Origin of the sequence: Streptomyces sp. DvalAA-43, from assembly GCF_900091725.1 — a bacterium.
In the GTDB taxonomy this organism is placed as follows: Bacteria; Actinomycetota; Actinomycetes; order Streptomycetales; family Streptomycetaceae; genus Streptomyces; species Streptomyces pulveraceus.
On the sequence record NZ_FMBW01000026.1, the window covers coordinates 219,916 to 230,654 of the forward strand.

At 69.5% G+C, this 10,739-nt stretch carries 13 protein-coding genes; 8 read left to right on the forward strand and 5 right to left on the reverse strand.

The window, feature by feature from the left end:
- Positions 1 to 7: 7 nt before the first annotated feature.
- On the reverse strand, positions 8 to 772 hold the full coding sequence (locus GA0115234_RS05885) for a transglycosylase SLT domain-containing protein (protein ID WP_093539776.1): 765 nt from the start codon (positions 770 to 772) through the stop codon (positions 8 to 10).
- A gap of 467 nt (positions 773 to 1,239) precedes the next feature.
- Here GA0115234_RS05885 and GA0115234_RS05890 point away from each other — a divergent pair, with 467 nt between their 5' ends.
- From GA0115234_RS05890 to GA0115234_RS05900, 3 genes are all read left to right on the forward strand, one after another.
- Positions 1,240 to 2,385: a GAF domain-containing sensor histidine kinase gene (locus GA0115234_RS05890; protein WP_093539777.1), complete on the forward strand. Its 1,146-nt coding sequence runs from the start codon at positions 1,240 to 1,242 to the stop codon at positions 2,383 to 2,385.
- On the forward strand, positions 2,378 to 3,022 hold the full coding sequence (locus GA0115234_RS05895) for a response regulator (RefSeq protein ID WP_093539778.1): 645 nt from the start codon (positions 2,378 to 2,380) through the stop codon (positions 3,020 to 3,022). Before GA0115234_RS05890 ends, GA0115234_RS05895 begins: the two co-directional genes overlap by 8 nt.
- Before the next feature lie 169 nt (positions 3,023 to 3,191).
- Complete coding sequence (locus tag GA0115234_RS05900; protein ID WP_093539779.1) at positions 3,192 to 3,440, forward strand: chaplin; 249 nt, start codon at positions 3,192 to 3,194, stop codon at positions 3,438 to 3,440.
- 95 nt (positions 3,441 to 3,535) lie between these two features.
- Here the strand turns inward: GA0115234_RS05900 and GA0115234_RS05905 are convergent, their stop codons facing one another.
- Positions 3,536 to 4,321 (reverse strand): hypothetical protein, encoded by a 786-nt coding sequence (locus GA0115234_RS05905; protein WP_093539780.1) that lies wholly within the window; start codon positions 4,319 to 4,321, stop codon positions 3,536 to 3,538.
- A 142-nt stretch (positions 4,322 to 4,463) separates the two neighbouring features.
- On the opposite strand from GA0115234_RS05905, the gene GA0115234_RS05910 reads away from it, so the two are divergent.
- From GA0115234_RS05910 to GA0115234_RS05925, 4 genes are all read left to right on the forward strand, one after another.
- Positions 4,464 to 5,261, forward strand: coding sequence for an ABC transporter ATP-binding protein (locus tag GA0115234_RS05910; RefSeq protein WP_093539781.1), 798 nt, complete (start codon positions 4,464 to 4,466; stop codon positions 5,259 to 5,261).
- Positions 5,262 to 5,394: 133 nt separating this feature from the next.
- Entirely contained in the window at positions 5,395 to 5,823 is a 429-nt protein-coding gene (locus GA0115234_RS05915; RefSeq protein WP_093539782.1) for an NfeD family protein, read from the forward strand.
- A 146-nt stretch (positions 5,824 to 5,969) separates the two neighbouring features.
- Positions 5,970 to 6,899, forward strand: a complete 930-nt coding sequence (locus GA0115234_RS05920) for an SPFH domain-containing protein (RefSeq protein ID WP_093539783.1) — start codon at positions 5,970 to 5,972, stop codon at positions 6,897 to 6,899.
- A gap of 61 nt (positions 6,900 to 6,960) precedes the next feature.
- Positions 6,961 to 7,728, forward strand: a complete 768-nt coding sequence (locus GA0115234_RS05925; RefSeq protein WP_093539804.1) for a sulfite exporter TauE/SafE family protein — start codon at positions 6,961 to 6,963, stop codon at positions 7,726 to 7,728.
- 61 nt (positions 7,729 to 7,789) lie between these two features.
- Here the strand turns inward: GA0115234_RS05925 and GA0115234_RS05930 are convergent, their stop codons facing one another.
- From GA0115234_RS05930 to GA0115234_RS05940, 3 genes are all read right to left on the reverse strand, one after another.
- Complete coding sequence (locus tag GA0115234_RS05930; RefSeq protein WP_093539784.1) at positions 7,790 to 8,296, reverse strand: HNH endonuclease; 507 nt, start codon at positions 8,294 to 8,296, stop codon at positions 7,790 to 7,792.
- 158 nt (positions 8,297 to 8,454) lie between these two features.
- Complete coding sequence (locus GA0115234_RS05935; protein WP_093539785.1) at positions 8,455 to 8,985, reverse strand: YbhB/YbcL family Raf kinase inhibitor-like protein; 531 nt, start codon at positions 8,983 to 8,985, stop codon at positions 8,455 to 8,457.
- 50 nt (positions 8,986 to 9,035) lie between these two features.
- Positions 9,036 to 9,818, reverse strand: a complete 783-nt coding sequence (locus tag GA0115234_RS05940; RefSeq protein WP_093539786.1) for a sporulation protein — start codon at positions 9,816 to 9,818, stop codon at positions 9,036 to 9,038.
- Between the two features lie 73 nt (positions 9,819 to 9,891).
- On the opposite strand from GA0115234_RS05940, the gene GA0115234_RS05945 reads away from it, so the two are divergent.
- On the forward strand, positions 9,892 to 10,533 hold the full coding sequence (locus tag GA0115234_RS05945) for a DNA-3-methyladenine glycosylase (protein ID WP_093539787.1): 642 nt from the start codon (positions 9,892 to 9,894) through the stop codon (positions 10,531 to 10,533).
- Positions 10,534 to 10,739 lie beyond the last annotated feature (206 nt).

Genomic DNA, 10,739 nt, shown 5'->3' on the forward strand with positions numbered 1-10,739 from the left:
CCGCCGGTCAGTACGCGCTGTTGACGTTGTCGATCGAGCCGTACTTGTCGGCCGCGTAGTTGGCCGCGGCCGTGATGTTGGCGACCGGGTCGTAGATGTTCGACGAGGTGCCGGGGACGTGGTACGCGTTGAACGTCGGCTGGATGACCTGGAGCAGGCCGCAGGACGGGGTGCCGTTCTGGGCGTTGACGTCCCAGCCGTTGACCGCGTTCGGGTTGCCGGTCGACTCGCGCATGATGTTGCGGTGCAGACCGTTGTACGAACCGGGGATGCCGTGGGCCCGCATGATGTCCAGGGCCTGGCTGATCCAGCCGTCCAGGTTGTTGGCGTAGACCGGGGTACGGACCTCGGAGCGGCTGGCGGCCTGCGTCTCGGTGCGCTTCGCGGCGGTGGCCTCGGCCTTCACCCGGGCTGCGGCCTTCGCCTTCGCCTCGGCCTTCGCGGCCTCGGCGGCCTTCGCGGCCTTGGCCTTCGCGACGGCGGCGGCCTTCTTGGCCTTGGCGAGGTCGGCGGCCTTCACCAGCTTCTCGGCGGTGGAGTGCTGCTCGATGATGCTGGCCTGCACGGCCTTGGCCTGCGGAGTACCGGCGACCGACGTGAAGACCGCGGGGGCGGCGGACACGGGGGTCGCGGCCTCGGGCTTGGGGTCGGCGTTGGCGGGGACGAGCGAGAACGAGAGCGCGGCGACGGCCATGGCGGAGATACCCGCGACGGAGAGCTTCTGGGTCTTGTTCAGGCGGCGGCGACGGCCGGAGATGCTGGACAGGGACATGCAGACGTACCTCTTCGAATCGCGGGAGTCCTCACGGAGGACGAAGACGGGAAGCGGCGTTCTCGCATCTCCGTCGGGGACGAGTGCAATTCTTAGCGCCAGCAAAATCTGGTGGCAAAGGTGTGACGTACGAACCCCGATAGTGGACCGGGCCCCCGCTCGAACGTGTCGGGCCGCGCTCATGACCACTGATGTGGCGCTTATGTGTCCACTAGCAGGCTTCGTAAGTGATGTGGGTCCTATGCCCGGCCTCACATCGGCCGGGTAACAACCTGACCAACCGTTGCTCCAGCAATTCGGAGTGTGAGGTTCCGGAGCTGGGAAGGCCCCGCACCCCGGCCTCCGGGCGTACGGGCCCGGGGTCCGTACGGCGGACCGGGGCCGAGAGGAGACCTAGTCCCTGCGCCCTAATCCGCAGCCGTCCACAGGCCGATACGGCGTTCGAACCCCGCCGGTACGGTGAGGCCATGAGCCATCGCCCACCGTCGGGCCTCGCAGCCGTGAGCGCCGCCCTGCTCGCCATGAGCCGGCATCTCGAAGTGCGCGACGTCCTGAAGACGATCGTCGCCTCGGCCCGCGAGCTGCTGGACGCCGAGTACGCCGCCCTGGGCGTCCCCGACGACCACGGGGGCTTCGCCCAGTTCGTCGTCGACGGAGTCAGCGACGAGCAGTGGAAGGCCATCGGCCCGCTGCCCCGACAGCACGGCATTCTCGCCGCGATGCTCCACGAGGCGAAGGCCGAGCGTCTCGCCGACGTCCGCGAGGACCCCCGCTTCGAGGGCTGGCCCGACGCCCACCCCGACATGTCCGACTTCCTCGGACTGCCCATCAGGGACGGCGAGGAGATCATCGGCGCGCTCTTCCTCGCCAACAAGCGCTGCCCCAAGCCCGAGGGCAGCTGCGGCTTCACCGCCGAGGACGAGGAGCTGCTGGCCACCCTCGCCCAGCACGCGGCGATCGCCCTCACCAACGCCCGCCTCTACGAACGAAGCCGGGAGCTCACCATCGCCGAGGAGCGCTCCCGGCTCGCCCACGAGCTGCACGACGCGGTCAGCCAGAAGCTCTTCTCGCTGCGGCTGACGGCCCAGGCCGCCGCCGCCCTGGTGGACCGCGACCCGGCCCGCGCCAAGGGCGAGCTCCAGCAGGTCGCCGCGCTCGCCGCGGAAGCCGCGGAGGAACTGCGTGCCGCCGTTGTCGAGCTGCGCCCCGCGGCGCTCGACGAGGACGGTCTCGTCGCCACCCTCCGCACCCAGATCCAGGTCCTCGACCGGGCCCACACGGCCCGGGTCACCTTCGAGAGCCTGGGCATACGAGCCCTGCCCGCCGCCCAGGAGGAGGCGCTGCTCCGGGTCTCCCAGGAAGCCCTGCACAACGCGCTGCGCCACTCCGGGGCGGACCGGGTCGACGTCACACTGGCCCGGCACGGCAGCGGCACGCTGCTGCGGATCACCGACGACGGCAGCGGCTTCGAACCCGCGGCGACCCGGCAGGCCGGCCGGCACCTGGGCCTGGTCTCGATGCGGGACCGGGCCAGTGGCGTGGGCGGCAGGCTCACCGTTGAATCGGCGCCCGGCAAGGGCACCACGATCGAGATGGAGGTGCCCGGTGGCTGACAAGATCATCAGGGTGCTGCTGGTCGACGACCACCAGGTGGTCCGCCGCGGTCTGCGTACGTTCCTGGAGATCCAGGACGACATAGAAGTGGTCGGCGAGGCGGCCGACGGCGCCGAGGGGGTGGCCAGGGCCGAGGAGCTCCGTCCCGACGTCGTCCTGATGGACATCAAGATGCCCGGCACCGACGGCATCGAGGCCCTGCGCAGGCTCCGTGAGCTGGAGAACCCGGCCAAGGTCCTCATCGTCACCAGCTTCACCGAGCAGCGCACCGTGGTCCCCGCCCTGCGCGCCGGAGCCTCCGGCTATGTGTACAAGGACGTCGACCCGGACGCCCTGGCCGGTGCCATCCGCTCGGTGCACGCGGGCCACGTCCTGCTCCAGCCGGAGGTCGCGGGGGCCCTGCTCGCCCAGGAGGACCCGGGCAGCGGTACGGGCCGGGGGAGCACGCTCACCGAACGGGAACGGGAGGTGTTGGGCCTGATCGCCGACGGCCGTTCCAATCGCGAGATCGCGCGAGCGCTGGTCCTCTCCGAGAAGACCGTCAAGACCCACGTCTCGAACATCCTGATGAAGCTGGATCTCTCGGACCGGACCCAGGCGGCTCTCTGGGCCGTCCGGCATGGAGCGGCGGACTGACCGCCGGCGAAGCGGGCCGCCTTCTCCAGCCTTCTCCCGGACCGGGATTCATAACTGAGATTCATACTGTCGGGTGTATGTCACCCGGACGGCGCAACCTGTTCGACGGACGGCCGTTCTCCAGGGTGCTGCGGCGGCTTTGCCGCAGCCACGCTAGGAGGATCCTGAAGTGAAGAACCTGAAGAAGGCCGCTGCCGTCACCATGATCGCCGGTGGCATCATCGCCGCCGGTGCGGGCGCGGCCTCCGCCGCCGGACACGGCGCGGGTGCCCACGGCGCCGCGGCCCACTCCCCGGGTGTGGTCAGCGGCAACACCGTCCAGGTCCCGGTGCACATCCCGGTGAACGTGGTCGGCAACACGGTCAACGTGATCGGCCTGCTCAACCCGGCCTTCGGCAACTTCGGCCTGAACGGCTGACCGGCCCCACAGCCCGCTGACGGCTGCACGGTCACACCTCGCCGGACGGGCGCGCAGAGCCCCGTCCGGCGACGCCGGGAGCCCGCCCCCACGGCCTACCGCTCCCGCTCGCGCTCCTCCACATACGCGTTGTACGCGGCCACCTGCGCCCGCCGGGCCACCCGCTCCACCGGCCGCAGCGCCTCACCCCGGGCCGCGATCTCCGAAGCGCTCACCGCCCCACCGTGCCCGTTCTCGTACGCCACCGAGATGAGCAGCCCCACCCGCTGTGCGAGCTCCAGCACCCGCACCGCCCGTGGCGGATACCCCGGGGCCAGCACCTCGCGCCCCCGCTCCGCCCGTGCCCGGTACGCGTCCACCGCCGCATCGGCCACCGGCCCCGAACCGGCCACGTCCAGCCGCGACAGCACCGCCGTCGCGTCCCGCAGCCCCTCGGCCAGCTCCCGCTCCGCCTCGCTCAGCGACGGCACATCGGCCGGCGGCGCCTCCCGTACGGGCAGACACCGCCACACCACCTCGATGTGCAGATCCCCGTCCGGGCCCACCTCACGCACCTCGGGAACCAGCCCGTACGGAGCGCCGAAGCCCACCACCGCCTCCTCGGCCTCCAGCGCCCGCGCGTTGAAGTCCGGCGGACCGCTCAGCCCCAGCGGATGCCCGGGAGCCGGCAACGCCACCCGGAAACCCGTCACCCCCAGACCCCGCAACCGCCCGAGCGCCAGCGTGAGCCCGACCGGCCCCGCCTCGCCCGGCAATCCCTCGACGCGGTGCACCGCGTCCTCCCCGACAATGGCGAGCGCCGCCTCGTCCGGCGACACCAGTCCCGCCAGAAGCGCGTTTCCCCAAGCGGCCAACAGCCCTGAGCGTGGTTCCGAAAGCATGGGAACAGCCTAGGGAACGCGCCCGGGGCCTGTCCTCACGCGGGCCCAGCGCCGGGAGCACTCGTACGGTGGCGTAGATTTCCCTGGAGGCTGTGCCCACAGGCACCGACGATCTCGACACTGCATGGGGAGACAACGCGCCATGAGCGATGTACTGGAGCTGGTGGACGTATCCGTGGTCCGCGACGGACGCGCTCTGGTGGACGACGTCTCCTGGTCGGTCAAGGAGGGGGAGCGCTGGGTCATCCTCGGCCCGAACGGCGCCGGCAAGACCACCCTCCTCAACATCGCGTCCAGCTACCTCTTCCCGAGCACCGGCACCGCCCGGGTCCTCGGCGAGCAGCTCGGCGGCGTCGGCACCGATGTCTTCGAGCTCCGCCCCCGCATCGGCATCGCGGGCGTCGCCATGGCCGAGAAGCTGCCCAGGCGCCAGACCGTGCTGCAGACGGTTCTCACCGCCGCGTACGGCATGACCGCCACCTGGCACGAGAACTACGAGGCCGTCGACGAGGAGCGTGCCCGCGCCTTCCTCGACCGGCTCGGCATGACCGAGTACCTCGACCGCAAGTTCGGCACCCTGTCCGAGGGCGAGCGCAAGCGCACCCTGATCGCCCGCGCCATGATGACCGACCCCGAGCTGCTGCTCCTCGACGAGCCGGCGGCGGGACTCGACCTCGGCGGCCGTGAGGACCTGGTCCGCCGCCTCGGCCGGCTGGCCCGCGACCCGTACGCCCCCTCCATGATCATGGTCACCCACCATGTCGAGGAGATCGCCCCCGGATTCACCCACGTCCTGATGATCCGCCAGGGCAAGGTGCTCGCCGCGGGCCCCATGGAGACCGAGCTCAGCTCCCGCAACCTCTCCCTCTGCTTCGGGCTGCCGCTCGTCGTCGAGCACACCGGCGACCGCTACACGGCCCACGGACTGCCGCTCTCCTAGGACTTGTCGTCCCCGGTGGCGGACGGCGACGGCCTCCGGACCCGACGGGCACGACGGACTCAACAGGCACGGCGGGTGCAGTGGCCCGCTTGTGCCCTGTCCGCGAGGGCGTTCGCGGTTCTACCATGACCACGTGGACATCGACGCGTGGGTGTGGTGGCTGATCGGCGCGGTGGGACTGGGCATCCCGCTCGTCATGACTGCGATGCCCGAATTCGGCATGTTCGCCGTCGGAGCGATCGCCGCGGCAGTGGTCGCGGCACTCGGCGGCGGCATCGTGGCCCAGGTGCTGGTGTTCGTCGTGGTCTCCGTGGCGCTCGTCGCCGTGGTCCGCCCGATCGCCGCGAGACACCGTTCCGACCGGCCCCAACTGGCCACCGGCATCGATGCGCTGAAGGGCCGTCAGGCCGTCGTCCTGGAACGGGTCGACGGCAGCGGTGGCCGGATCAAGCTGGCCGGGGAGGTCTGGTCCGCCCGCGCGCTCGACGAGGGCCAGAGCTTCGACCCCGGCCAACAGGTCGATGTCGTCGACATCGACGGAGCAACGGCAGTCGTCATGTGACCGAACCACCCACAAGGCAGCGCACGTTCTGTCACACTCGATGTCGATCATCATGAGATCGGGGCCGGCACGACACCCGGCCCCTCCCGCGATTTCGACCTCGATCATCGCGATCCGTCGGCAACCGAAGGGCAACGAGGAACACGATGCAACCGATCATCATCGTTCTGATCATTCTGGTGGTGCTCGTCTTCATCGCCCTGATCAAGACGATCCAGGTCATCCCGCAGGCCAGCGCCGCCATCGTGGAGCGTTTCGGCCGCTACACCCGCACGCTCAACGCAGGCCTGAACATCGTCGTTCCGTTCATCGACTCCATCCGCAACCGCATCGACCTCCGCGAACAGGTCGTGCCGTTCCCGCCCCAGCCGGTGATCACCCAGGACAACCTGGTCGTCAACATCGACACCGTCATCTACTACCAGGTGACCGACGCGAGGGCCGCGACCTACGAAGTCGCCAGCTATATCCAGGCGATCGAGCAGCTCACCGTCACCACCCTCCGCAACATCATCGGTGGCATGGACCTGGAGCGGACCCTGACCTCCCGCGAGGAGATCAACGCGGCCCTGCGCGGAGTCCTCGACGAGGCCACCGGCAAGTGGGGCATCCGGGTCAACCGCGTCGAGCTCAAGGCGATCGAGCCGCCCACCTCCATCCAGGACTCGATGGAGAAGCAGATGCGCGCCGACCGTGACAAGCGCGCCGCGATCCTCCAGGCCGAAGGAACGCGCCAGTCCGCGATCCTCACCGCGGAGGGCGAGAAGCAGTCCGCGATCCTGCGCGCCGAGGGTGAGGCCAAGGCATCGGCGCTGCGCGCGGAGGGCGAGGCCCAGGCCATCCGTACGGTCTTCGAGTCCATCCACGCCGGGGACCCGGACCAGAAGCTCCTCTCGTACCAGTACCTCCAGATGCTCCCGAAGATCGCCGAGGGCGATGCCAACAAGCTCTGGATCGTGCCCAGCGAGATCGGCGACGCCCTCAAGGGCCTCAGCGGCGCCTTCGGCAACCTCGGCAACGGCGTCCCGGGGTTCGACACGGGCAAGGAGCGCCGGGAGCAACCCCCGGTCGAATGACGCGTACACGCCCCGTGCATGATCAGTGCACCAAGCACCGATCATGCACGGGGGATTCGCCATGAACATCTGGGAGATGCTTGCCGTCTTCGCCGCGGGCATCAGCGCGGGCGCCATCAACACGATCGTCGGCTCGGGAACGCTGATCACCTTCCCCGTGCTGCTCGCCATCGGCCTGCCCCCGGTCACCGCCACCGTCTCCAACGGCCTGGGCCTGATCCCCGGCTCAGTCAGCGGCGCCATCGGCTACCGCAAGGAGCTCCGAGGACAGGGCCGCCGCGTACTCAAATTCGTCGTCGGCGCCCTCATCGGCGGTCTCACCGGCGCCACCCTCCTGATGTCCCTGCCCTCCACGGCCTTCGAGACCATCGTGCCGGTCCTGGTGGCGCTGGCCCTCGTCCTGGTCATCCTGCAACCACGCATCAGCAAAGCGGTCCAGCGCCGTCGCGAACACAGCGGCACCCCGGCCCGCCCCGACGGCGGACCGCTCCTGTTCGTCGGACTGATGCTCGCCAGCGTCTACGGCGGCTACTTCACCGCGGCCCAGGGAATCATCTACCTCTCCCTGATGGGCATGCTGCTCGACGACACCATGCAGCGCCTCAACGCCGTCAAGAACGTCCTGGCCGCCGTCGTCAACAGCGTCGCCGCGCTCTTCTTCCTCTTCGTCGCGGACTTCGACTGGACGGCCGTCGTGCTCATCGCGGTCGGCTCCGCGCTGGGCGGCCAGATCGGCGCCAGGATCGGCCGCCGCCTCAGCCCCACGGTCCTGCGCGCCCTCATCGTCGCGGTCGGCACGGTCGCCATCGTCCAGCTGCTGCTCCGCTGACGGACGGAAGCCCGCCTCCCCCCGAAGACGGGCGTCCACCACGACAACGGACGTATGCCGCCTACGCCGCGGCGCGGTCCAGCCACTCCGGCAGCTCCGACCGCTCACCGGCCCCCATGGCCAGCAGCATCGCCTGCGCCGGAGACGGTACGAACGGCTGCCGCAGCAGCGGCATCCCCGCCTGCTCCGGCGTCCGGGCCGCCTTGCGGTGATTGTCCTCGGCGCAGGACGCCACCGTGTTGAGCCAGGTGTCCTGACCCCCCTGGGCACGCGGTACGACATGGTCGACGGTGCTCGCCCGCCGCCCGCAGTACGCGCACCGGTGCTGGTCCCGTATCAGCACACCCCTCCGGGACCACGGGGCATGTCTTCGGAACGGCACCCGTACGTACCGGCAGAGCCTGATCACCCGGGGCACCGGAATGTCCACGGCGGCACCACGCATGCGGAGATCGGGATGCGACTGCTCGACGACGGCCTTGTCCTGCAGAATCAGCACCACCGCACGGTTCAGCGTCACCGTCGACAGCGGCTCGAAGCTCGCGTTCAGTACCAGCGTGTCCCGCATCTCGCCCACCTCCCGTGTGCCGCCCGCCCCCTGGCAGGCCCGGATCAACTCTGGCCGGGCAGGCCGTGATGGACAACGCAATAAAAAATGCCCTGCCCTGATCTCTCCAAGACCAGGGCAGGGCAAACAGCGGGGGAACTCTCGGCGCGGGCGGGATCCTAGGCGGGCCCCGTGTACTCACCGATCAGCTGAGCGCGGCCCAGCGTGTGGAACCTCAGATTGAATCCGACGACCGCGGGCGACGCATCGCTGTCGATACCCAGCTTCTCGGTGTCCACCGCGTACACGGTGAACACATAGCGGTGGTTCTCCCCGGCCGGCGGCGCGGCACCGCCGAACTCCTTCGGCCCGTAGTCGTTACGGGCCTGCACGGCACCGACGGGCAGACCCGCGAACGTCCCGCTGCCCGCACCGGCCGGCAGCTCCGTGACCGACGCCGGGATGTCGAAGACCACCCAGTGCCAGAATCCGCTGCCGGTGGGGGCATCGGGGTCGAAGCAGGTCACGGCGAAACTCTTGGTCTGCGCCGGAAACCCTTCCCACCGCAGCTGCGGCGAGGTGTTCCCGGCCGCGAACACCTGGGCGTCCGCCAGCACGGCCCCGGGGGCGAGATCCTCGCTCACCACCGTGAACGACGGCACCTCCGGATGGAAGTCGTGCGGCAGCGGCGCCCTCTTCGGCTCGGTCACGTGCACCTCTCCTGATCGCTGTAACTGCAGTCGTCGGGTCTCCACCGACCCTAGAGCCAGTTGCGCTGACCGCCGACCTGCGCCAGCCACTGATTGAGGTATGCCGCCCAGTCGGTCCCCTGGAAGTCGTGCAGCCCGACCTTGAAGGCGCGGTACGAGTCGCTGCCCTCGCTGAAGAGACCCGCCTTCTTGTCCATCTCCAGGACGACGTCCATCTCACGGTCGTCGGCGACGAACGTGAGCTCGACCTGGTTCAGCCCGCGGTACTGCTGCGGCGGGAAGAACTCGATCTCCTGGTAGAACGGCAGCCGCTGACGCGTACCCCGGATGTGACCACGCTCCATGTCCGCGCTCCGGAAGCCGAAACCGAGCTGCCCGAAGGCGTCGAGGATGGCCTGCTGCGCCGGCAGCGGGTGCACATTGATCGGGTCCAGGTCGCCCGAATCCAGCGCCCGCGCGATCTCCAGCTCCGTGGTCACTCCTATGTTCATGCCGTGCAGCTGGTGACCGGCGAACATGGTGATCGGCGTCTCCCACGGGATTTCGAGCCCGAAGGGAACGACGTGCACGGCCCCGGCCCGCACCTCGAACGCGCCACCGAGCCGCAGCTTGGTGAACTCGATGTCCTGCTTGGTCTCCGTGTCGTGGCCCTCGACCTCGACCCGGGCCTGCAGCCCCACGGAGAGTCCCTCGATCTGCTGATCCACGGATCCGCCCTGGATCCGCACCTCACCCTGGACGACCCCGCCCGGTACGACGTTGAGCTCGGAGAGCTCGGTCTCCACCGAGGCGCCACCGGCACCCAGGCTCGCGAGCAGCCGCTTGAAGCCCATGTTTACTCCTCCTTGGTCCTGACCCCTACATACGCGCCACGACCGTAGTCGGTTCCCGGTACCCTCGACCGCCATGATCGAGGGCCTGGACCGTACGCCGCTGACACGCGATTTCTTCGACCGCCCCGTACTGGACGTGGCACCCGACCTCCTGGGCCGGACCCTGGTACGCGCCACCCCCGACGGACCCATCGAACTCCGTCTCACCGAGGTGGAGGCGTACGCCGGCGAGGTCGACCCCGGATCGCACGCCTTCAGAGGCCTCACCGCACGCAACAGCGTCATGTTCGGACCGCCCGGCCACGCGTACGTCTACTTCACCTACGGCATGTGGCACTGCCTCAACCTGGTGTGCGGCCCCGAGGGCCGGGCCAGTGGGGTGCTGCTCCGCGCAGGTGACATCCAGGTCGGCGCCGACCTCACCCGTGAACGTCGAAACTCGGCCCGCAACGACAGGGAACTGGCCAAAGGCCCGGCCCGCCTGGCCACGGCCCTCGATGTCGACCGAGCCCTGAACGGCACCGACGCCATCGCCCATCCGGGCGCCCCCCTGTCCGTGCTGCACGGCACCCCACCACCGCGTGACCAGGTGCGCAACGGTCCGCGTACCGGGGTGGGCGGCGACGGAGCCACCCACCCCTGGCGCTTCTGGATCGACGGGGACCCCACGGTGAGCCCGTACCGGGCCCATGTGCCACGCCGTCGCGCAACTTGACTCGCCCTTGGGGGCCGCCTAATGTAGCCCGAGCCGCTTGAAACGGGTACTGCTGTCGGTACGGTCCATCGGACCGCATCCGAGCAACTCGGAGCGGCCAACCACTACCTACGAATCACCCTGGCGGGTGCGAATTCGGCATGCCGTAATTCAATCCCTTCGGCTCGATTATGAGTCACCAAGGAAATCGGCTAAAGTAGTGGACA

Bases quoted from the DNA above. Each gene is read 5' to 3' on its own strand.
- GA0115234_RS05885 (WP_093539776.1), bottom strand. From the start codon at position 772: ATGTCCCTGTCCAGCATCTCCGGCCGTCGCCGCCGCCTGAACAAGACC.
- GA0115234_RS05890 (WP_093539777.1), top strand. From the start codon at position 1,240: ATGAGCCATCGCCCACCGTCGGGCCTCGCAGCCGTGAGCGCCGCCCTG.
- GA0115234_RS05905 (WP_093539780.1), bottom strand. From the start codon at position 4,321: ATGCTTTCGGAACCACGCTCAGGGCTGTTGGCCGCTTGGGGAAACGCG.
- GA0115234_RS05910 (WP_093539781.1), top strand. From the start codon at position 4,464: ATGAGCGATGTACTGGAGCTGGTGGACGTATCCGTGGTCCGCGACGGA.
- GA0115234_RS05920 (WP_093539783.1), top strand. From the start codon at position 5,970: ATGCAACCGATCATCATCGTTCTGATCATTCTGGTGGTGCTCGTCTTC.
- GA0115234_RS05925 (WP_093539804.1), top strand. From the start codon at position 6,961: ATGAACATCTGGGAGATGCTTGCCGTCTTCGCCGCGGGCATCAGCGCG.
- GA0115234_RS05930 (WP_093539784.1), bottom strand. From the start codon at position 8,296: ATGCGGGACACGCTGGTACTGAACGCGAGCTTCGAGCCGCTGTCGACG.
- GA0115234_RS05940 (WP_093539786.1), bottom strand. From the start codon at position 9,818: ATGGGCTTCAAGCGGCTGCTCGCGAGCCTGGGTGCCGGTGGCGCCTCG.
- GA0115234_RS05945 (WP_093539787.1), top strand. From the start codon at position 9,892: ATGATCGAGGGCCTGGACCGTACGCCGCTGACACGCGATTTCTTCGAC.